Source organism: Mycobacterium malmoense, assembly GCF_019645855.1.
In the GTDB taxonomy this organism is placed as follows: domain Bacteria; phylum Actinomycetota; class Actinomycetes; order Mycobacteriales; family Mycobacteriaceae; genus Mycobacterium; species Mycobacterium malmoense.
The window spans coordinates 989,378-1,010,574 of the sequence record NZ_CP080999.1; the positions used below are offsets into that span (position 1 = coordinate 989,378).

19 protein-coding genes are annotated in these 21,197 nt (G+C 70.2%); 16 read left to right on the top strand and 3 right to left on the bottom strand.

The features are described from left to right. Positions 1–79: 79 nt before the first annotated feature. The 9 genes from eccCa (at position 80) to K3U93_RS04765 (ending at position 10,003) form a co-directional block, all read left to right on the top strand. Positions 80–3,787: a type VII secretion protein EccCa gene (gene eccCa / locus K3U93_RS04725; RefSeq protein ID WP_083009532.1), complete on the top strand. Its 3,708-nt coding sequence runs from the start codon at positions 80–82 to the stop codon at positions 3,785–3,787. Then, positions 3,784–5,022, top strand: a complete 1,239-nt coding sequence (locus K3U93_RS04730) for a type VII secretion-associated protein (RefSeq protein ID WP_083009443.1) — start codon at positions 3,784–3,786, stop codon at positions 5,020–5,022. Before eccCa ends, K3U93_RS04730 begins: the two co-directional genes overlap by 4 nt. Positions 5,023–5,064: 42 nt before the next feature. Beyond that, positions 5,065–5,379, top strand: coding sequence for a WXG100 family type VII secretion target (locus tag K3U93_RS04735; RefSeq protein ID WP_071511708.1), 315 nt, complete (start codon positions 5,065–5,067; stop codon positions 5,377–5,379). An 8-nt stretch (positions 5,380–5,387) separates the two neighbouring features. Then, on the top strand, positions 5,388–5,690 hold the full coding sequence (locus tag K3U93_RS04740; protein WP_139796777.1) for a WXG100 family type VII secretion target: 303 nt from the start codon (positions 5,388–5,390) through the stop codon (positions 5,688–5,690). 234 nt (positions 5,691–5,924) lie between these two features. Next, positions 5,925–6,368: a 50S ribosomal protein L13 gene (rplM, locus tag K3U93_RS04745; protein WP_071511710.1), complete on the top strand. Its 444-nt coding sequence runs from the start codon at positions 5,925–5,927 to the stop codon at positions 6,366–6,368. Further along, positions 6,365–6,853 (top strand): 30S ribosomal protein S9, encoded by a 489-nt coding sequence (rpsI, locus tag K3U93_RS04750; RefSeq protein ID WP_083009446.1) that lies wholly within the window; start codon positions 6,365–6,367, stop codon positions 6,851–6,853. The genes rplM and rpsI overlap by 4 nt, the downstream gene beginning before the upstream one ends. 96 nt (positions 6,854–6,949) lie before the next feature. Then, entirely contained in the window at positions 6,950–8,287 is a 1,338-nt protein-coding gene (gene glmM / locus K3U93_RS04755; protein ID WP_083009449.1) for a phosphoglucosamine mutase, read from the top strand. Between the two features lie 55 nt (positions 8,288–8,342). Next, positions 8,343–8,663 (top strand): type VII secretion target, encoded by a 321-nt coding sequence (locus tag K3U93_RS04760; RefSeq protein WP_071511712.1) that lies wholly within the window; start codon positions 8,343–8,345, stop codon positions 8,661–8,663. Between the two features lie 2 nt (positions 8,664–8,665). Then, complete coding sequence (locus K3U93_RS04765) at positions 8,666–10,003, top strand: hypothetical protein (protein WP_071511713.1); 1,338 nt, start codon at positions 8,666–8,668, stop codon at positions 10,001–10,003. A gap of 4 nt (positions 10,004–10,007) precedes the next feature. Here K3U93_RS04765 and K3U93_RS04770 read toward each other — a convergent pair whose 3' ends face one another. The 3 genes from K3U93_RS04770 to K3U93_RS04780 all read right to left on the bottom strand — a co-directional run bounded on the left by K3U93_RS04770 (position 10,008) and on the right by K3U93_RS04780 (position 12,231). Next, positions 10,008–11,051: an LLM class F420-dependent oxidoreductase gene (locus K3U93_RS04770; protein WP_071511714.1), complete on the bottom strand. Its 1,044-nt coding sequence runs from the start codon at positions 11,049–11,051 to the stop codon at positions 10,008–10,010. Between the two features lie 60 nt (positions 11,052–11,111). After that, complete coding sequence (locus K3U93_RS04775; RefSeq protein ID WP_071511715.1) at positions 11,112–11,951, bottom strand: dienelactone hydrolase family protein; 840 nt, start codon at positions 11,949–11,951, stop codon at positions 11,112–11,114. A 61-nt stretch (positions 11,952–12,012) separates the two neighbouring features. After that, the gene (locus K3U93_RS04780; RefSeq protein WP_071511716.1) at positions 12,013–12,231 is read right to left on the bottom strand and encodes an Rv1535 family protein; all 219 of its coding nucleotides are present in this window, start codon (positions 12,229–12,231) and stop codon (positions 12,013–12,015) included. Positions 12,232–12,819: 588 nt separating this feature from the next. Between K3U93_RS04780 and glmS the strand changes: the two genes are divergently transcribed. The 7 genes from glmS to tsaE all read left to right on the top strand — a co-directional run bounded on the left by glmS (position 12,820) and on the right by tsaE (position 21,178). Next, on the top strand, positions 12,820–14,688 hold the full coding sequence (gene glmS, locus K3U93_RS04785) for a glutamine--fructose-6-phosphate transaminase (isomerizing) (protein WP_071511717.1): 1,869 nt from the start codon (positions 12,820–12,822) through the stop codon (positions 14,686–14,688). A 12-nt stretch (positions 14,689–14,700) separates the two neighbouring features. Continuing rightward, the gene (locus K3U93_RS04790; RefSeq protein ID WP_139796767.1) at positions 14,701–15,423 is read left to right on the top strand and encodes a rhomboid-like protein; all 723 of its coding nucleotides are present in this window, start codon (positions 14,701–14,703) and stop codon (positions 15,421–15,423) included. 66 nt (positions 15,424–15,489) lie between these two features. Continuing rightward, a complete protein-coding gene (locus K3U93_RS04795; RefSeq protein WP_071511764.1) occupies positions 15,490–16,929 on the top strand; it encodes a bifunctional ADP-dependent NAD(P)H-hydrate dehydratase/NAD(P)H-hydrate epimerase in 1,440 nt (479 codons plus the stop codon). A 41-nt stretch (positions 16,930–16,970) separates the two neighbouring features. Beyond that, positions 16,971–18,356, top strand: coding sequence for a glutamate decarboxylase (gad, locus tag K3U93_RS04800; RefSeq protein ID WP_083009452.1), 1,386 nt, complete (start codon positions 16,971–16,973; stop codon positions 18,354–18,356). 93 nt (positions 18,357–18,449) lie between these two features. Further along, positions 18,450–19,616, top strand: a complete 1,167-nt coding sequence (alr, locus tag K3U93_RS04805) for an alanine racemase (RefSeq protein ID WP_217808399.1) — start codon at positions 18,450–18,452, stop codon at positions 19,614–19,616. 52 nt (positions 19,617–19,668) lie between these two features. Next, the gene (locus K3U93_RS04810; protein ID WP_176219886.1) at positions 19,669–20,721 is read left to right on the top strand and encodes an alpha/beta fold hydrolase; all 1,053 of its coding nucleotides are present in this window, start codon (positions 19,669–19,671) and stop codon (positions 20,719–20,721) included. Next, positions 20,714–21,178, top strand: coding sequence for a tRNA (adenosine(37)-N6)-threonylcarbamoyltransferase complex ATPase subunit type 1 TsaE (gene tsaE, locus K3U93_RS04815; protein WP_071509855.1), 465 nt, complete (start codon positions 20,714–20,716; stop codon positions 21,176–21,178). Before K3U93_RS04810 ends, tsaE begins: the two co-directional genes overlap by 8 nt. Positions 21,179–21,197 lie beyond the last annotated feature (19 nt).

The following is a 21,197-nucleotide window of genomic DNA, read 5'->3' on the forward strand; positions in this document are numbered from 1 at the left end:
CGGTATCCGGCTGTCCACAGGTGACTTGCGGCCGGTTGCGGGGCTGCCTACCTTCGCCGAAACGGTGGGAGGGACCGAGATGACTCAGGGTGTCGTGCCCGCGGCGCGGCGGTTGCCGCCGGCGGTCGCGACCGCGGACATCGCCGTCGACGCGCCGCCCGGCCTGCCGCCGCCGGGATCGGCGAGCATGCTGCCGCGCCTGCTGCCGACCGTCGCGGCGCTGGCGACCCTGGGCGTCGTGGCGGTGGCCTTCTTCTCGGGGTCGGCCGTCACCCGCAGCCCCATGTTCCTGGCGTTCCCGGCGATGACGCTGGTTTCGATGGCGGTGACGGCGGGAACCGGGCGTAGTGGGCGGCGGGGCCGCGGCATCGACGCCGACCGCGTCGAGTACCTCGGATACCTGGGCGGGCTCCGCGATACCGTCACAGATATCGCTGCAGCGCAAAGGGTTTCATTATTCTGGAACAATCCCGACCCCGATACGCTGTGGACGTTGATCGGCGGCCCGCGGATGTGGGAGCGGCGAGCGTCCGACTCCGACTTCTGCGTGGTCCGGGTCGGCGTCGGAACCCAACCGCTTGCCGCCCGTTTGGTGGCCCCCGAGCCGCTTCCCCAGCCGTCGGATCCGGTCACCGCCGCGGCCTTGCGTGGCTTTCTCCATACGCATTCGACGATCGCGGACGCGCCGATCACGATCGGCCTGCGCGACGTCGGGTGCGTGACGATCGACGGCGACCCGGCCCCGGTGCGCGGACTGCTGCGCGCGATGATCTGCCAACTGGCCGTGCTACACCCGCCCGACCAATTGCTGATCGCCGGCGCGATCGGCGACCGGAATCGAGCCCACTGGGATTGGCTGAAATGGTTGCCGCACAACCAACATCCGGCCGCCGCCGACGCGGTCGGGCCGGCCCGCATGATGTATCGGAGCCTGGCGGAGGCGCGGGACGCGGTCGCGGGATCGCCGCACGCGATCGTGGTCGCCGACCCGGACGACGATGGCCCGCTCGGCGCCGGAGCGAACACGGGTGTGACCGTGCTCCGGGTGGGCGCGAGCGGTGGGCCGTTGACGATCGGGCGGGCCGGCGAAGCCCTACCGTTGCCGCGCGCCGACCGGATGGATCCGGTGGACACGCTGATATGCGCCCGCCGGCTCGCGATGTACCGGGCCGGGGCGGCGTGCGACCGGGACGGCGGCCCGGGCTGGCCCAGCCTGCTCGGGCTCGGCGATGTCACCCAGTTCGACCCGATCGTGTTCTGGCGCAGCCCGGCCCACCACCGACTCCGCGTTCCCATCGGAACCAGCGCCGACCACGCGCCGCTCGAGCTGGACATCAAGGAGCCCGCCGAAAACGGCATGGGCCCACACGGGCTCTGCGTGGGCGCTACCGGGTCGGGCAAGTCGGAGCTGCTGCGCACCATCGCGCTGGGCATGATGGCGCGGAACTCCCCGGAGGCGCTCAACCTGCTCCTCATCGACTTCAAGGGGGGCGCAACGTTTCTCGATTTGGCGCGGGCGCCGCACGTGGCCGCGGTCATCACCAACCTCGCCGAGGAGGCGCCGCTGGTGGCGCGGATGCGCGACGCCCTGGCGGGCGAGATCAACCGCCGGCAACGGCTGCTCCGAACGGCGGGCTGCGCCAGCGTCGCGGCCTACGAACGCGCGCGTTGGGCCGGCTTGGCCGCCCTGCCGACGTTGTTCATCATCATCGACGAATTTTCCGAATTGCTCAGCCAGCACCCCGATTTCGCCGATATGTTCGTGGCGATCGGCCGGCTCGGCCGATCGCTGGGCATGCACCTGCTGCTGGCCAGCCAGCGGCTCGAGGAGGGCCGGCTGCGGGGGCTGGAAGCCCACCTCTCCTACCGGATCTGCCTCAAGACGCTGTCCGCCGGCGAATCGCGAACGGTATTGGGAACACCGGACGCCTACCAATTGCCGAACACACCCGGCGCGGGGTTCCTGCGCGCGAGCGGCGGTGAGCTGATTCGCTTTCAGGCCGCGTTCGTCTCGGGACCGCTGCGGGCCGACACGTCAGCTCGTGCGCCCACCGTGGGCGCGGCTTCGGCGCGGGTGTTCAGCACCCGGCCGTCCGGCTCGGTCGTGCCCGCCGCTGCCAGGGCCGACTCGCCCAGCCGGACCGTCCTGCAAGCGGTCCTCGACCGCGTGTGCGGGCACGGACCGCCCGCGCACCAAGTGTGGCGGCCGCCGCTCGACGCGGCACCGGCGCTGGACGCCCTGCTTCGCGATGCCGCATGGGCGCCGGGCGGTCTCGCCGTGCCCATCGGTATCGTCGACCGCCCATTCGAACAGCGCCGGACGCCGCTGATCGTCGACTTGTCCGGGGCCGCGGGCAATGTGGCGGTCGTCGGTGCCCCCCAATCGGGCAAGTCGACGGCACTGCGGACGCTGATCACGGCGTTGGCGGCCACGCACGATCCGAGTCGGGTGCAGTTTTATTGCCTGGACTTCGGCGGGGGAGCGCTGGCGTCGGCGCGCGCCGTGCCGCACGTGGGTGCCGTCGCCGGCCGGGCCCAGCCGCGGCTTGTCGCGCGCATCGTCGCCGAGTGCGAGTCGATCGTGCGATCCCGCGAGGCCATCTTCGCCGACCACTGCGTCGACTCGGTCGCCCAGTACCGTCGGCTGCGAACGGAGGGGCTCGGGCCGGCCGACAACGACCCGTTCGGTGACGTGTTCCTCGTCGTCGACGGCTGGGCAACCCTGCGCCAGGAGTTCGAGACGCTCGAGGCGTCGATCACCGCCCTTGCGGCCCAAGGGCTTTCGTTCGGCGTGCATGTGGTGTTGTCGGCATCGCGGTGGGCCGAGGTCAGGCCGTCGCTGAAGGACCAGATCGGCACTCGCATCGAGTTGCGGCTCGGCGATGCCGCGGACTCCGAGCTCGACCGCAAGCGGGCCCAGCAGGTCCCCCACGACAGACCGGGCCGCGGTCTTTCCCGCGACGGGCTGCACATGGTGATCGCCCTACCCACGGACAAGATCCCCGATGGTGAACCGGCGGCGCCGCCGATACCGCTACTGCCCACGCACGTGGACCACGACACCGTCGTCCACCGGGCGGACGGCGAACCCGGCGCGCCGATACTGCTCGGTCTCGAGGAGCGGCGACTGCGGCCGGTCCCAGTCGATTTCGAGCAGCATTCACACCTAGTGATCCTCGGTGACAACGAGTGCGGGAAGACCGCCACGCTACGGACGCTGTGCCGGGAGGTCGTCCGGACGAAGACCGCCGCACAGGCCCGGCTGTTCATCGTCGATTTCCGGCGTTCCCTGCTCGGTGTCGTCGAGTCGGAACACCTTGGCGGCCATGTCATGTCGCCGGCCGCGCTGGGCGCGATGCTGCCGGGCCTGCTCGATCTCTTGCGGCGGCGGATGCCGCCTTTGGACGCGAGCCAGGCGCAGCTGCGCGCCAGGTCCTGGTGGTCCGGGCCGGATGTCTACGTCCTGGTCGACGACTACGACCTGGTCGCCACGCCGGCGGGCAACCCGCTATCGGCCATCCTCGAATACCTGTCGCATGCAACAGATCTGGGACTGCACCTGGTCGTGGCGCGGCGCAGCGCGGGCGCCGAGCGTGCCCTGTTCGACCCGCTGCTGGCGGGCCTGCGTGAGCTCGGCTGCCTGGCACTAATGATGAGTGGGCGCCCGGACGACGGGCCACTGCCGGGCTTTGGCCGCCCGGCGCGGCTACCACCGGGCCGCGGCGTCCTGATCACTCGTGCCGGCGACGAACAACTTGTCCAGGTCGCCTGGAGCCCGCCCCCATGAGCCCGGCCGCCGGCGCGCACCGGGCGGTCATCGAGGCCGGCCCCGGCACGATCCGCCGGTTGTGTTGCGGCACAAGCATTATCGTCGACGACATGGCCGAGGTCGCCGCCGAGGCGCTGGGCGCGATCGACGACCGAGTGGCGCTCGTGGGTGGGCGCCCGGTGGCCGTCGGCTCGCTGTGGCGCGCCGCGCTGCGGTCGCTGATCTGTGCCGATTCCGACGGCCTGGTCGTCGTGCATCCCTCGTGGTGGCCGTCGGCGCGCGTTGCCGTGGTCACCGCGGCCGCAACGGTCGTGGCCGACGGCGTGGTCGCGCGCCCCCGGACGTGGCTGCTGGCACATGCATCCCATGCCGAGCGCGAGGCGACGGTGGTGGAGATCGCGGAGCGGCTGGTGGTGATCACGGGTGCCGAGGTCGTGGCCATACCCCGCGGCGCGGAAACGCAGCCCGTCGCCGAGGACGTCGCAACGGCCGTCGCCGCGATGACTCGCGATGCGACGGCGGTCGTGCTGGTCGACGCCCCGGGCGCGGTCGCCGGGGCGCCGGCGCTCGCGTCGTCGATCGCCGGTGCGGTGCGCGGTGGCGGACGCACGGCCATCGAAATAGGCGACGCCCGGCTGCCTCGGCTGGCCCGGTCGGCCCTACAGCTACCGGACGAGCCGTCGCCGCCGCGCGCCGGTCGCGCTCGGATGCTTACCGGGGCTGCGGGCGCGGGCGTCGTGCTGGCGGTGTCGTCGCTGGCGGTTTCGGCCGTGCCCACCGGGGGCCGCCATGGCGAGTCGCCCCTGGCCCAGGTGCAGGCGGCGCCGACAACGTTTCTGGTGGAGGGCCGGGTCGCGCTGACGGTGCCCGCGAACTGGCCCACGCAGCGGGTAGTCGCCGGGCCGGGTTCGGCGCGGATACAGGTCACGTCGCCGTCGGATCCCGAAGTGGCGTTGCACGTCACGCAGTCGCCGGTCGCGGGCGAGACGCTCAGCGGCACCGCCGAGCGGTTGAAACACGCGATCGACGCGGAGCCCGCCGGGGTGTTCGTCGACTTCGATCCGTCCGGAACCAGCGGCGGCCGGCCCGCGGTGACCTACCGCGAAGTGCGCGCCGGCCACCACGTGCGGTGGACGGTCCTGCTGGACGGGCCGGTCCGGATCAGCGTCGGATGCCAGAGCCGACCCGGCGGTGAGGAGGCCGTCCGCGACGCGTGCGAGCAGGCGGTGCGGTCCGCCCACGCGATCGGATGAACCGGGTGGAACCGAACGGGGGTTGGCGCGGTCCTATTTGGTATGGCAACGAACACACTGAGCACCGACTTCGACCTGATGCGCTCGGTCGCGGGCACGACGGATGCCCGCAACGAAGAGATCCGGGCGATGCTGCAGGCATTCATCGGCCGCATGAGCGGCGTGCCGCCGGCGGTGTGGGGCGGGCTCGCGGCCGTGCGATTCAAGGACGTGGTGGATCGCTGGAGCGCCGAGTCGCTGAGGCTTTACAACATCCTGCACACGATCGCCGACACCATTCGGCACAACGAGGCCACGCTGCGGGAGGCCGGCCAGAACCACGCCCAACGCGTCGCCGCCGCCGGCGGAAACCTGTGACCGGGGGATTGCCCATGGACCCGGTGTTGTCCTACGACTTCGGCGAGATCGAACACTCCGTGCGCCAGGAGATCCACACCACGTCGGCCCGTTTCAATGCCGCGCTGGACGAGCTGAGATCGCAGATCGCCCCGCTGCAGCAGCTTTGGACCCGCGAAGCGGCGGCCGCGTACCAGGTCGAACAGCTCAAGTGGCACCGGGCGGCGACCGCGCTCAACGAGATGCTGGTCGACCTCGGAAATGCCGTGCGTGAAGGCGCGGAAGAGGTGGCGAACGCCGATCGCCGGGCGGCCGGGATCTGGGCGCGGTAGCGCCAGCTAGCCAGATGGCTCCTGTGTGGTCCCGGCGGGGGAGAGCCGCCGGGACCACACAGTCATTTTGACCTGCGGGGACGCCCATCGGTAAGCTGCTCGGTTGGCGTGCGGTACGCCGGGGTCTCGGGTCAATGTCGGTCGCCGAGAATAGACCCCGCCGTGGACCTACCAGGGACGCCTGACCGGCACCCGGCTCGAACCGGGATCCACCCACGAGAGAAGGTAAGCGCTGTGCCCACCTATGCGCCCAAGGCGGGTGACACCACGCGGTCGTGGTACGTCATCGACGCCACGGACGTGGTGCTTGGCCGCCTTGCCGTCGCGGCGGCCAACCTGCTGCGCGGCAAGCACAAGCCGACGTTCGCCCCCAATGTCGACGGCGGTGACTTCGTCATCGTCATCAACGCCGACAAGGTCGCCCTCAGCGGCGACAAGCTGCAGAACAAGCTGGCTTACCGCCACTCGGGGTACCCCGGCGGCCTGCACAAGCGCACCATCGGCGAGCTGCTGCAAAAGCACCCGACCCGCGTCGTGGAGAAGGCGATCGTCGGCATGCTGCCCAAGAACAAGCTCAGCCGTCAGGTCCAGCGCAAGCTTCGCGTCTACGCCGGCCCGGAGCATCCCCACGCCGCTCAGCAGCCGGTTCCGTACGAGATCAAGCAGGTGGCCCAGTGACCGAAACGACAGAGGCCGTGGAAGAGGCCGTGGAAGAGGTCGTAGAAGAAGCCGCGGCCGAGACTCCGGCGGCCCGGACCGGCGATTCGTTCGTGTTCGAGCGGCCCATCCAGACCGTCGGTCGCCGCAAGGAGGCCGTGGTGCGGGTGCGCCTGGTGCCCGGCACCGGCAAGTTCGATCTCAACGGCCGCAGCCTGGAGGACTACTTTCCCAACAAGGTGCACCAGCAGCTCATCAAGGCCCCGCTGGTCACCGTCGACCGGGTGGAAAGCTTCGACATTTTTGCCCACCTGTCCGGCGGCGGCCCGTCGGGTCAGGCCGGTGCGCTGCGCCTGGGCATCGCCCGGGCGCTGATCCTGGCATCGCCGGACGACCGGCCCGCGCTGAAGAAGGCCGGCTTCCTCACCCGCGACCCGCGTGCCACCGAGCGCAAGAAGTACGGCCTGAAGAAGGCCCGCAAGGCGCCGCAGTACAGCAAGCGCTGATCGACGATCACTTTCTGGCCGCGAGCGTGCATAGTTGTACGCATCCGTCGGCGTGTCGACGTGCAAACACGCACGCTCGCGGTAAAGAGGAGAGGCATGGGTCGACTGTTCGGCACCGACGGTGTTCGCGGGGTCGCCAATCGTGAGTTGACCGCCGAGCTGGCGCTGGCGCTGGGCGCCGCGGCGGCGAGGCGCTTGGCGGGCTCGGGCGAACCGGGCCGGCGGGTCGCCGTCATCGGCCGCGATCCCCGGGCCAGCGGCGAAATGCTGGAGGCCGCGGTGATCGCCGGGTTGACCAGCCAGGGTGTCGACGCGCTGCGGGTCGGGGTGCTTCCGACGCCCGCGGTGGCGTACCTGACCGGCGCGTACGACGCCGACTTCGGGGTGATGATCTCGGCGTCGCACAACCCGATGCCCGACAACGGCATCAAGATCTTCGGCCCCGGCGGCCACAAGCTGGACGACGACACCGAGGACCGGATCGAAGAGCTGGTCGCCGCCGGACCCGGGTTGCGCCCGGTCGGCGCCGGGATCGGCCGCCGCATCGACGCCGAGGACGCCGACGACCGCTACCTGCGCCACCTGAGCAAGACCAACACGCTGCGGCTCGACGGCCTGACCGTGGTGGTCGACTGCGCCCACGGCGCGGCCTCGTCGGTGGCGCCGCGCGCCTACCGCGCGGCCGGTGCGCGGGTGATCGCGATCAACGCCGACCCCGACGGGCTCAACATCAACGACGGCTGCGGCTCGACGCACCTGGACTCGCTGAAGGCGGCCGTCGTCGCCCACCGCGCCGACCTCGGCCTCGCGCACGACGGGGACGCCGACCGCTGCCTGGCCATCGACGCCGACGGGCGGCTCGTCGACGGCGACCACATCATGGTGGTGCTGGCGCTGGCGATGAAAGACGTCGGCGAACTGGCCTCCGACACCCTGGTGACCACCGTGATGAGCAACCTCGGGCTACACCTGGCCATGCGCTCGGCCGGCATCACCGTGCGCACGACCGGCGTCGGCGACCGCTACGTCCTGGAGGAGCTGCGGGCCGGCGACTACAGCCTCGGCGGCGAGCAGTCCGGGCACATCGTGATGCCCGCGGTCGGCTCCACCGGCGACGGCATCGTCACCGGGCTGCGCCTGATGACGCGCATGGTGCAAACCAACTCGGCCCTGGCCGATCTCGCCTCGGCGATGCGGGCGCTGCCGCAGGTGCTGATCAACGTCAAGGTCGCCGACAAGGCCACCGCCGCCGCGGCGGCCTCGGTGCGGACCGCGGTCGCGAAGGCCGAGGCCGAACTCGGCGACACCGGCCGAATCCTGTTGCGCCCCTCGGGAACCGAACCGATGATCCGGGTCATGGTGGAGGCGCCCGAAGAGGGCGTCGCGCAGCGGGTCGCCACCCGGGTCGCCGAAGCGGTGAGCGCCGCGCGCTGAACCTTCGCTCCCTGAGCGCGGGAACCCCGACGCGTCGTCGGGCGTCGGATTAGGCATGAGATTCGATAGCCGAGCCGGTTTTGCCCGTACCGAGGTCGACGTCGCGGCGGTGCACGAAGTCGCCGAAAAGCTGAGCGGCGCCGCCGAACTCGTCGACGGCGCGGTGCGCAACCACCTGGCGAGGTTGGCTTTCACCGGGGCCGGCGCCGGCCGGGCGCACACCGCACGCGGCGACGCGCTGCGCGTCGAACTGGAGCGGCTGGCGGCCCAGGTGTCGCGGTGGTCGCGGGCGGCCGCCGAGATCGCCGGCGCGCTGCGCGCCGGCGCCGACCGCTACGCCGACGCCGAACTGTATGCCGCCGCACGGATCGCCTGACCGTGGCCGACCGGTTAGACGTCGCCGAGCGCCTCGCCGAGGGCCGGCCCGCCGTCGAGCACACCCAGAGCTACGTGCGGGCGTGCCATGCCCTCGGCTACCAGCATCCCGACCTGACGTCGCACCCCACCCAGGTCCGCGACTGGTACGACAGCGAAGACGGCCTCGACCTTCACGCCCTCGACCGCGACTGCGCGCAACTACGGGCGGCCGGTGAGGCGGTCTCGGAGGCGTTGCGGATGCAGCGCGCCCAGCTCGCCGAGCTGGCCGCGGCATGGGCGGGCCCGGGCGGGGACGCCGCGGTTCGGTCCCTGCAGCGTCATGTCGACGCCGCAAATACGGTGGCCACCGAAGTCCGCGCGGCGGCCCAGCGGTGCGAGTCCCTGCGCGACAACCTGTGGTATCTGGTCGATTCCAAGGTCGCGACCGCCATCGCCATCGACGATCGCACGCAGGCGCAGCGGCAGGCGTGGTTGGCCGCGGCCGCCGCCGTTACGACCGGGGTGGGGGATCGGCCGGGCGCCGAGGAGGTGATCCGCCAGCAGGTAAACCCGCACGTGGACAACGAAATTCGCAACGACTGGCTGACGACGATGCGTTCGACGCTGGACGGGGTGGCGACGTCCTACGCCATGGTCACCGACAGGATGGCCGCCGCGCCGGCGCCGTGCTTCGAGTTGCCCGGCGATCTGGCGCCTGGCTATCAGCCGCTACCGCCAACCGTGCCGAGCGCGCCGGCGCCGGCCGCCGCGGTGCCGCCCGCCGGGCTTCCCAGCCCGCCGGCGGACCCCGCGCCGGCGCCGGCCCCGACTGCCGCCGCTCCGGCCCCGGCGCCCACGATCCCCGCGCCGCCGCCGCCGGACCCGGGAACCGCGCTCGGCGATGCCGCGGCCATCCCGGCGGGCGACGTGGGCGGCGGGCTGGGCGGTCTTGGCGGGTTGGCCAACCGGATTGTCGACGCGATGGGTTCCCTGCTGGGTTCGGCGGCCGACCAGGTGGGCACCGAGGGCGCCTTCGACGACGAGGACCCGTTCCATGCCGACGACGGGCACGACGTTGCCGAGGACAAGCGCGATGAACCCGAGGAGGTCAAAGAGGTCGACGAGACCCCGGACACCGAGGAGGCCCCGGACACTCAGGAGGCCACGCCCGCCGAGGAGGCTCGACCGGTTGGCGCGGCACCGCCGGCGGACGCACCGCCCGTCGACGCGCCACCGGCACCGATCGACGCGCCCGCGCCGGTTCCCGCCGCGCCGATCGCCGGACCGGCGCCCCCGGCGAATGACGGATCGACACCGTGCGAAATCGCCGCGGACCAGCTTCCGCAGGCGGGCCAGTGACAGCTCAGGCGGGCCGCAGCCGAAGCACGTCCTCGACAAAGCGCACGGATTCGCCGGGGTCGGCCGCCACCGGGCTGACCAGCAGCGTCGTCACGCCGGCCTCGGCGAAGGCGGCCAGGCGCTCGGCGATGAATCCGCGCGGGCCGACCAGCGAGATCCCGCGCACCAATTCGTCGGGCACCAAGCCGGTGGCCTCACGCTTGCGGCCGGACAGGTACAGCTCCTGGATCCGGTCCGCGACCTGGCCGAACCCATAGCGGGTCGCCAGGTTGTGGTAGAAGTTGCGGCCCCTGGCGCCCATCCCGCCGATGTAGAGGGCCAGCTGCGGCTTGGTCCAGGCCAGCCGCTCGTCGACGCCGTCGCCGATGGCCAGCGACGCGTGCACCACGACGTCCAGCGGCCCCAGCGCGGGGTCCCGCTTGGCGGTGCCGGCCGCCAGGGCCTCGCCCCACACCGAATGGGCCTTTTCCGGAAGGTAGAAGACCGGCTGCCAGCCCTCGGCGATCTCGGCGGTGAGCTCGACGTTCTTCGGGCCCAGCGCCGCGATCGTGATCGGAATGCGTTCGCGCACAGGGTGATTGATCAGCTGGAGCGGCTTGCCCAAACCCGTTCCGCGATCGGCGGACAGCGGGATTTGGTAGTGCTTGCCCGCGTATTGCAGCCGTTCCCGGCGCCACACCGCCCGGCAGATCTCCACGACCTCGCGGGTGCGGCCCAGCGGGGCGTCGAACTCGACGCCGTGGAACCCCTCGATCACCTGGGGTCCGGACGTGCCGATGCCGAGACGGAACCGCCCGTCGGACACGAAATCCAGGCCCGCGGCGGTCATCGCCAGCAGCGACGGCGTGCGGATGTAGAGGGGAAACACCCCGGAGGCCAATTCGATGGTGTCGGTCTTGGCGGCCAGGTACCCGAGCTGGCTGACCGCGTCGAAGGAATACGCCTCGGCCACCACCGCAACCTCGAGGCCGGCCTTCTCGAGTTCGACGACGCGGTCGACGGCCTCGCGGAAGCCGCGCGAGTAATCCAGAGCGATCCCGATTTTCACCACCGACAGATACCACGACGGCGGCCGCGCGCCACGGCGGGGCGCGTTACTTCAGCAGCGTTACTTCAGCAGCGCGACGATCTTCTCTTCCAGGGCGATCGGCTCGGCCTCGGGATCCACCCGGTCCGTCCCGGGCAGCTTGGCGTCCGGATCGGCGAAGTCGCGGTAGGTTTTGTCGCCGCCCAGCGCGTAGAGCAGGTAGCCGGTCAGCAGCGCCCGCACCGATCGCTGCGTGCGCCGGTGCGGGCCGGGCAGCCCGAACACCGTCGCCAATCGCCGGCCCTCGGCCAGCCCGCCGGGTCGGGCTTTGCTGACGACGCGCAACGTGGCCGCGTCCCACACGGCGGAAAGCGGCAGCGCATCGGAGTTCAGCGTTTTGGTATCTCCCGGGGCGGTCAAGATCAAGCCCGGCACTTTGCACGCCACGGCCGGCTGCTCGGCCGGGGGACTGGTGACCGTCGGGAAAATGGCCGCCACGGCCGCGGGCTTTGCTGACATCCCGGCCGCGGCGAACACCGCGGCCGAGCCGCCGAAACCGTGGCCCGCCACGCCGAGCTTCGCGGGATGCACGCTGATGTTCCCGGGCCCGAGGCGCACGCCCGCCACGATGTCGAGGGCGGTACCGAGGTCGAAGGCGAAGTTCAGCACCGACGGCGCCAGGCCCCGCTCGGTGTCCGGAGCGCCGGCCACGATCCCCCACGACGCCAGATGCTCCAGCAGACCCGAATAGCGAGCGGCGCCGGTGAGCCAGTCGTGACCGAAGGCCACGCCCGGCAGGTTCAGCCCGGCTTCGGGGGTGTACACCACCCCGGGCAAACCGGCGAAGGCCAGGTCACCGCGCAAAACCCGATGCGGACCACGCCGGCTGAGGGCGGCGGCGAGCTTGCGGATGCGGGCCACCCGTCGACGTTAGCGCATCGCCGCGCCGCGCCGGGTCGGCGCAACGGCCTGTGGAACGGCCTTAAGCCGTGACCTCGATCAGGCCCATCCGCCACAGCACCGCGTACAGCTGGCGCAGCGGGATGCTCAGCAAACGAGTCGCCGCGTCGGCCAACGGGTCGCCCCCGGCGCCGACCGTCGGGTGCGGACGCCGCTTGGGCGCCGGCCTCGGCGCCGGCGATAGCGTCAGCCCTGGCTCGGGTGGGGTCGTCACCACATCGTCGTACAAAACAGCGGTCATGATTCCCTCCTGGAAGATGGTGCGCGGTCCGTCAGGGGTCAAAAGCCGTCCTTTTCCGAATGCGACCCGAAGCCGGATTTCCGATTTACGTTTTACGTTTGCGCCGTTGTGAATATCCGCACCACTACAATCCGTGGCACGGCTCCCGACGCGCTCGATGCCATCGGCGTCGATATCTGCTGAAAGAACTGAGGGCAAAAGGGCGGTCACGCGGTTGTACACCGATTCGCGGCTCTGGTGAACGCGTTGCGCCGTAGCATTATTCGCCCGTGGCGGTCCGCTCCGAAACCTTGTGCAGTCATGATCAGACGAGCGTCAACACCGTTTCCTTCCCACTGGTCTATTTCGCGGCTCACATTTAGTCCTCGGTGGTTGCCAGCCGTAGCCGATATGGCGAAGCTTAGGTACACGCGTTGCTGACGCAATGAAGCGATCGAAAACGTCGGAAATATATCAGGTGAAAAGAGCTCCCGCTTTATGAATGCGGCATGAATTGAAATGGACGCGGCCTCGTGGGCGTCGCGGCCGCATCGCCCAGGTCAGTCGCGCGCGGCCGTCGCGGGGGATGCCTGCACTACCCTGGTCAGAATGTGCGGAATTGTCGGCTACGTCGGGCAGCGCCCGGCCTGCGGGGTCGTCATGGACGCGCTGCGCCGAATGGAGTACCGCGGCTACGACTCATCGGGAATCGCACTGGTCGACGGGCACGGCAAACTCACCGTGCGGCGCCGCGCCGGCCGGCTGGCCAACCTGGAGGAGGCGGTGGCCGAGACCTCCGAGGCGGTGCTGACCGGCACCACCGGCCTGGGCCACACCCGCTGGGCCACCCACGGCCGTCCCACCGACCGCAACGCGCACCCGCACCGCGACGCCGCCGGCAAGATCGCCGTCGTCCACAATGGCATCATCGAGAACTTCCCGGCCCTGCGCCACGAGCTGGAAACGGCCGGCGTGGAGTTTGCCAGCGACACCGACACCGAGGTCGCGGTGCACCTGGTGGCGCAGGCCTACCGCCACGGCGACACCGCCGGTGATTTCGCGGCCTCGGTGCTGGCGGTGCTGCGCCGGCTGGAGGGTCACTTCACCCTGGTGTTCGCCAATGCCGACGAGCCGGGCACCATCGTCGCCGCCCGCCGCTCCACCCCGCTGGTGCTCGGGATCGGCGACGGCGAAATGTTCGTCGGCTCCGACGTCGCGGCGTTCATCACGCACACCCGCGACGCCGTCGAACTCGGCCAGGACCAGGCCGTGGTGATCACCGCGGACGGCTACCGGATCACCGACTTCGACGGCAACCCGGACGACGCGAGCGCCCGCCGTTTTCGCATCGACTGGGACCTGGCCGCCGCCGAGAAGGGCGGCTACGAGTACTTCATGCTCAAGGAGATCGCCGAGCAGCCCGCCGCGGTGGCCGACACCCTGCTCGGGCATTTCGTCGACGGCCGGATCGTGCTCGACGAACAGCGCCTGTCCGATCAGGAACTGCGCGAGATCGACAAGGTGTTCGTGGTCGCCTGCGGCACCGCATACCACTCCGGGCTGCTGGCGAAATACGCGATCGAGCACTGGACGCGGCTGCCGGTGGAAGTGGAGCTGGCCAGCGAATTCCGTTACCGCGACCCGGTTTTGGACCGCAGCACACTGGTGGTCGCCATCTCGCAGTCCGGCGAGACCGCGGACACCCTGGAGGCGGTCCGGCACGCCAAGGAGCAGAAGGCCAAGGTGCTGGCCATCTGCAACACCAACGGCTCGCAGATCCCGCGCGAGTGCGACGCGGTGCTGTACACCCGCGCCGGCCCGGAGATCGGCGTGGCCTCCACGAAGACCTTCCTGGCGCAGATCGCCGCCAACTACCTCGTTGGCCTGGCGCTGGCGCAGGCCCGCGGCACCAAGTACCCGGACGAGGTCGAGCGCGAGTACCGCGAGCTGGAAGCGATGCCGGACCTGGTGGCCCGGGTGCTCGCGACGATCGAACCGGTGGCGGCCCTGGCGCATCGGTTCGCCCAATCGTCGACGGTGCTGTTCCTGGGTCGCCACGTCGGCTACCCGGTGGCGCTGGAGGGCGCGCTGAAGCTCAAGGAGCTGGCCTACATGCACGCCGAGGGGTTCGCCGCCGGCGAGCTCAAGCACGGCCCGATCGCGCTGGTCGACGACGGCCTGCCGGTCATCGTCGTCATGCCCTCGCCCAAGGGGTCGGCCACGCTGCACGCCAAGCTGCTGTCCAACATCCGCGAGATCCAGACCCGCGGGGCGGTGACCATCGTGATCGCCGAGGAGGGCGACGACACCGTGCGTCCCTATGCCGATCACTTGATCGAAATCCCGTCGGTGTCAACACTTTTGCAGCCGCTACTGTCGACCGTCCCGCTTCAGGTGTTCGCCGCGTCGGTCGCGCAGGCCCGCGGTTACGACGTCGACAAGCCGCGGAACCTGGCCAAGTCCGTCACCGTCGAATAGAGGGTGATCATCGTGGCGCACGCATCGGTGGGGACACGACTGCGAAGCATGGGATTGGCGGTGTGGCATTTCGTCAGCGGCGCGCCGTTGACCTACGCCTGGCTGTTCGTGCTGCTGATCACGACGATCATCCAAAACGAACTCCCCGGGCGGCAACTGCACACGGTGCTGCTGCACCGCTCCACCAACATTCACGCGCTGGCGACGGATCCGCTCGACGTGTTGTTCTCCAGCCTGCTGTGGATCGACGGCAAGAACCTGGAACCGTACCTGTTGCTGTTCACCCTGTTTCTCGCGCCGGCCGAACACTGGCTTGGCCACCTGCGTTGGCTCACCGTGGGATTGACCTCCCACATCCTTGCCACCTATTTCAGCGAAGGCCTGCTCTATTTTGCGATCGAGGAACACGATGCCTCGGAACGGCTGGTGCACGCCCACGATATCGGGGTCAGCTATTTCCTCGTCGGCGTGATGGCCGTGCTGACCTATCACATTGCGCGGCCGTGGCGCTGGGGCTATCTCGGGGTGCTACTGATCATCTTTGGCTTCCCGTTGATCACCATGGACCGCGTCGAGCTGAACTTCACCGCGATCGGGCACTTCGCCTCGATCGTCATCGGTTTGTGCTTCTACCCGATGGCGCGCGAGCGCAGGCGCCCGCCGTTGAACCCGGCGAAACTCAAGACCGCTTTCCGGCGCGTCCGTTCTCGCGAGGCGTCGCGCAGGGCCGTCTAGGTTCGCTGCCGTCGTTTGGATCGAGCCGGACGCGACTGTACGCCCGGACATGGAATGCTTGAGTCGATGCGGCATTACTACCCTGTAGACGCGATCCGCGACGCCGAAGCGCCGCTGCTGGCCAGCCTGCCCGATGGCGCGCTGATGCGGCGCGCGGCCTTCGGGCTGGCCACCGCGATCATCGGGGAACTGACCGCCCGCACCGGCGGGGTTGCCGGCCGCCGGGTGTGCGCGGTCATCGGCTCGGGCGACAACGGCGGTGATGCGCTGTGGGCGGCGACCTTCGTGCGCCGCCGTGGCGCGGCCGCCGACGCGGTGCTGCTCAACCCGGACCACACCCACCGCAAGGGGCTGGCGGCGTTCCGGAAGGCCGGTGGGCGCGTCGTGCAAAGTGTTTCGGCCGCAACCGATCTCGTCATCGACGGGGTGGTGGGCATCTCCGGCTCGGGTCCGCTGCGACCGGCGGCGGCCGAGGTGTTCGCCGGCGTGGAAGCCCACGGGATCCCGGTGGTCGCCGTCGACATCCCCAGCGGCATCGACGTGGCGACCGGCGCGATCACCGGCCCCGCGGTGCGCGCCGCGCTGACCGTCACCTTCGGCGGCCTCAAACCCGTGCATGCGCTCGCCGATTGCGGCCGGGTCGAGCTGATCGACATCGGGCTGGACTTGCCGCCCACCTCAAAAACATCAGTGCTGGGTTTCGAGGCCGCCGATGTGGCCGCGCGTTGGCCGGTGCCCGGCCCGCGCGACGACAAGTACACCCAGGGCGTGACGGGGGTGTTGGCCGGCTCGTCGACGTATCCGGGTGCCGCGGTGTTGTGCACCGGCGCCGCCGTCGCGGCACACTCCGGCATGGTTCGGTACGCCGGCGGCGCGCGTGGCGAGGTGCTCGCACGCTGGCCGGAGGTGATCGCCTCGCCCACCCCGGCTGCGGCCGGCCGGGTGCAGGCCTGGGTCGTCGGGCCGGGACTGGGCACCGACGAAACAGGCGCCGCCGCATTGTGGTTCGCGCTGGACACCGACCTTCCGGTGCTGGTGGACGCCGACGGGCTGACCATCCTGGCGGCCCACCCCGAGCTGATGACTAAGCGCGCTGAAAGGGGGGTGCCGACGGTGCTGACCCCGCACGCCGGTGAATTCGCCCGGCTGGCCGGGAACCCGCCCGGGGACGACCGGGTGGGCGCCACCCGTAAGCTGGCCGACACGTTCGGCGCCACCGTGCTGCTCAAGGGGAACGTCACGATCATCGCCGACCCCGGCGGCCCGGTCTATCTCAATCCCGCCGGCCAGTCCTGGGCCGCCACCGCAGGCTCCGGCGACGTGCTGTCCGGGATGATCGGCGCGTTGCTGGCCTCCGGGTTGCCGGCGGCCGAGGCGGCCGCGGCCGCGGCCTTCGTGCACGCGCGCGCGGCGGGCCTGTCGGCGGCCGATCCGGGCCCGGGTGACGCGCCGACGTCGGCGTCGCGGATCGTGGGCCACATCCGGGCCGCCCTGGCCGAGCTGTAGCGCCGAGCCACCGCAACGAAGCCGACCTGAAAGGATCCGCCGTGTCCCGCAGCCATCCGTCCGTGCCCGCGCATGCGATCGCTCCCGCCTATACCGGCCGCCTATTCGACGCGCCCGTACCCGCGTTGCGGCTGCCCGAGGAGTCGATGGACCCGGAGGCCGCCTACCGCTTCATCCACGACGAGCTGATGCTCGATGGCAGTTCCCGGCTGAACCTGGCCACCTTCGTCACCACGTGGATGGATCCCGAGGCCGGGAAACTGATGGCCGAGACGTTCGACAAGAACATGATCGACAAGGACGAATATCCGGCCACCGCGGCCATCGAGCAGCGCTGCGTCTGCATGGTCGCCGACCTGTTTCATGCCGAACACCTGCGCGACGACGACCCCTCGAGCGCGTGCGGGGTGTCCACCATCGGCTCCAGCGAGGCGGTGATGCTGGGCGGGCTGGCCATGAAATGGCGGTGGCGCCAGAAGGTGGGTAAAGGCTGGGAAGGCCGCACCCCGAACCTGGTGATGGGCTCCAACGTCCAGGTGGTGTGGGAGAAGTTCTGCCGCTACTTCGACGTCGAACCGCGCTACCTGCCCATGGAGGAGGGGCGTTACGTCATCACCCCCGAACAGGTGGTCGAGGCCGTCGACGAGAACACCATCGGCGTGGTGGCGATCCTCGGCACCACCTACACCGGTGAACTCGAACCCGTCGCCCAGATCTGTGCGGCGCTGGACAAACTGGCGGCTGATGGGGGCGTGGACGTCCCGGTGCACGTCGACGCGGCCAGCGGTGGTTTTGTGGTGCCGTTCCTGCACCCGGATCTGGTGTGGGACTTCCGGCTGCCCCGGGTGGTGTCGATCAACGTCAGCGGCCACAAGTACGGGCTGACCTACCCCGGCATCGGGTTCGTCGTGTGGCGCAGCGCCGAGCATCTGCCCGACGAACTCGTTTTCCGGGTCAACTACCTGGGCGGCGATATGCCGACCTTCACGCTGAACTTCTCCCGGCCCGGCAACCAGGTGGTCGGCCAGTACTACAACTTCCTGCGGCTGGGCCGGGAGGGATACACCAAGGTCATGCGGAGTCTGTCGTCGACCGCGCGCTGGCTGGGTGCGCAGCTGCGCGATGGCGACCACTGCGAGCTGATCTCGGATGGTTCGGCGATCCCGGTGGTCAGCTTCCGGCTGGCCAGGGACCGCGGCTACACCGAGTTCGACGTCTCCCACGAGCTGCGGGGCTACGGGTGGCAGGTGCCCGCCTACACGATGCCCGACAACGCCACCCATGTCTCCGTGCTGCGCGTCGTGGTGCGGGAAGGGCTCTCCGCCGACCTGGCGCGAGCGCTGCACGACGACGCCCGCAGCGCGCTGGCCTCCCTGGACAAGGTCAAGCCCGGCGGGCACTACGACGCCCAGCACTTTTCTCATTAGCGCGAGACTGTAACTGGCGACACAAATCGCGAGTGGCGGCGTCGCTAGTTACAGTTTCGCGGCGCATTTTTGGTTTCTGGGACAATGGCGGCCGTGGCAGTTAGGCCGATATCCCTGACGCCGGGCGTCCACGCCGAGGCCTCGGTGGACCTGGGCGCGATCCAGCACAACGTCCGGGTGCTGCGCGAGCACGCCGGCAGCGCGCCGGTGATGGCCGTCGTCAAGGCCGACGGCTACGGCCATGGGGCCACCCGGGTCGCCCACGCCGCGCTGACCGCCGGAGCGGCCGAGCTGGGCGTCGCCACCGTCGACGAAGCACTGGCGCTGCGCGCCGACGGAATCACCGCCCCGATCCTGGCCTGGCTGCATCCGCCCGGCATCGATTTCGGGCCGGCGCTGCTGGCCGACGTGGAGATCGCCGTGTCCTCGGTGCGTCAGCTCGACGAGCTGCTGGACGCGGTGCGCCGGACCGGACGCACGGCGACGGTCACCGTCAAGGTGGACACGGGGCTGAACCGCAACGGCGTCGCCCCGGCGGACTATCCGGCGATGCTGACCGCGCTGCGCCTCGCCGTCGCCGAGGACGCGATCCGGCTGCGTGGGCTGATGTCGCACATGGTGTACGCCGACCAACCTGACAATCCCTTCAATGACGTTCAGGCCCAACGGTTTACCGAGATGCTGGCGCAGGCGCGCGACGAGGGTGTGCGGTTTGAGGTTGCGCACCTGGCAAATTCGTCGGCCACGATGTCGCGTCCCGACCTGGCCTTCGACCTGGTGCGGCCCGGCATCGCGGTGTACGGCCTGAGCCCCGTGCCCGGCCTCGGTGACATGGGGCTGATACCGGCGATGACGGTGAAATGCGCTGTCGCACTGGTGAAATCGGTTCGGACCGGCGAGGGCGTGTCCTATGGACACACCTGGGTCGCCGACCGTGACACCAATCTGGCGCTGCTGCCGATCGGCTACGCGGACGGCGTGTTCCGGACGCTGGGCGGGCGGCTGGAGGTGCTGATCAACGGCGGGCGGCGGCCCGGTGTCGGGCGGATCTGCATGGACCAGTTCCTCGTCGACCTGGGCCCCGGGCAGGTCGATGTGGCCGAAGGCGACGAGGCGATCCTGTTCGGGCCGGGCACCGCGGGCGAGCCCACCGCGCAGGATTGGGCCGACCTGCTCGGCACCATCCACTACGAAGTGGTGACCGGCCCCCGCGGGCGGATCACCAGAACCTACCGCGAGGCGCAAACCGTTGAGCCCTGAGAGAACCCGCAGGCGCCACAGCGGCAGGACGTGGCTTGCGGGAGGCGCCGGGCTGGGCGCCGTCGCCACCATCGTCGGGGCCTCGGCCCGCCGGTCGATGACCCAACGCGCCACGGCGCTCCAAGACCCTTACGCCAACGAGGATTTCGGGACGCTGGACCGCGACCGCAGTTACGTGGTGACCACGCCCGACGGTGTACCGTTGGCGGTCCGCGAAGCCGGCCCGGTGGACGCGCAGGTGACGATGGTCTTCGTCCATGGATTCTGTCTACGCATGGGCGCCTTCCACTTTCAGCGGACGCGGCTCGCCGAGAAATGGGGACCGCGGGTCCGGCTGGTCTTCTACGACCAGCGCGGGCACGGGCGCTCCGGTGAAGGACCGCCCGAGACCTACACGCTGACCCAACTCGGCGAGGACCTGGAAAGCGTGCTGAAGGCGATCGCGCCGCGCGGGGTGATCGTGCTGGTCGGCCATTCGATGGGCGGCATGACGGTGTTGTCGCATGCCCGGCAGCACCCCGAGCAGTACGGGCGCAGGATCGTCGGCGCGGCGCTGATTTCCACTGCGGCCGAAGGGGTTACGCGATCACCGCTGGGCGAGATCCTGAAAAACCCGGCCCTGGAAGCCCTCCGGTTCACCGCCCGGTCCGCGCCCAGGTTGATGCACCGCGGCCGCAACGTGTCACGTTCGCTGATCGGCCCGGTCTTGCGGGCCGCGTCCTTCAGCGACCTACAGGTCAGCCGGAGCCTGGACGCGTTCTCGCAGCGGATGATGAACGACACCCCGATCGCCACCCTGGTGGGCTTCCTGGAGGCCCTGGAAAAGCACGACGAAACCGCCGGGCTGTGGACGTTGCTCAAGGTCCCGACCCTGATCGCATGCGGTGACCATGACTTGGTCACCCCGGACGAATATTCGCGGAAGATGGCCGCCTCGCTGCCGTTGTCCGAACTGGTCATCGTCACCGGGGCCAGTCACCTGGCGCTGCTGGACAAGCCCGATGCCATCAACGACGGGCTGGTCCGGCTGGTGAACCGGGCCGTTCCGGGCACGATGGCCCTGCGGTACCGGCGATTCAGGGAACGGTTTCGGCGCCATGGCTGAGCAGCAGGGAACTGCCACGTGCGAGCGCGTCGAGGACACCGTCGCGCTGGGGTCGCGGCTGGGTGAGCAGCTGCGGGCGGGCGACGTGGTGGTGCTCTCCGGTCCGCTCGGCGCGGGAAAGACCGTGCTGGCCAAGGGGATTGCGGCGGCGATGGACGTCGACGGCCCGGTCACGTCACCGTCGTACGTGCTGGCGCGGGTGCATCCGCCGCGGCGGCCCGGCGCGCCTGCGATGATCCACGTCGACATGTATCGGCTCTTGGACCATCACGGCGCCGACCTGCTCGGCGAGCTCGACTCACTCGACCTCGACACCGATCTCGACGACGCGGTCGTCGTGGTGGAGTGGGGCGAGGGCCTCGCCGAACGCCTCTCGGAGCGCCACCTCGACATCCGCCTGGAGCGCGTCAGCCACTCCGACGTGCGGGTCGCGACCTGGGAGTGGGGCGGCTTGTGAGTCGCACCGGCGACGATGC

Bases quoted from the DNA above. Each gene is read 5' to 3' on its own strand.
- eccCa (WP_083009532.1), top strand. From the start codon at position 80: ATGACTCAGGGTGTCGTGCCCGCGGCGCGGCGGTTGCCGCCGGCGGTC.
- K3U93_RS04730 (WP_083009443.1), top strand. From the start codon at position 3,784: ATGAGCCCGGCCGCCGGCGCGCACCGGGCGGTCATCGAGGCCGGCCCC.
- K3U93_RS04735 (WP_071511708.1), top strand. From the start codon at position 5,065: ATGGCAACGAACACACTGAGCACCGACTTCGACCTGATGCGCTCGGTC.
- glmM (WP_083009449.1), top strand. From the start codon at position 6,950: ATGGGTCGACTGTTCGGCACCGACGGTGTTCGCGGGGTCGCCAATCGT.
- K3U93_RS04760 (WP_071511712.1), top strand. From the start codon at position 8,343: ATGAGATTCGATAGCCGAGCCGGTTTTGCCCGTACCGAGGTCGACGTC.
- K3U93_RS04780 (WP_071511716.1), bottom strand. From the start codon at position 12,231: ATGACCGCTGTTTTGTACGACGATGTGGTGACGACCCCACCCGAGCCA.
- glmS (WP_071511717.1), top strand. From the start codon at position 12,820: ATGTGCGGAATTGTCGGCTACGTCGGGCAGCGCCCGGCCTGCGGGGTC.
- K3U93_RS04795 (WP_071511764.1), top strand. From the start codon at position 15,490: ATGCGGCATTACTACCCTGTAGACGCGATCCGCGACGCCGAAGCGCCG.
- tsaE (WP_071509855.1), top strand. From the start codon at position 20,714: ATGGCTGAGCAGCAGGGAACTGCCACGTGCGAGCGCGTCGAGGACACC.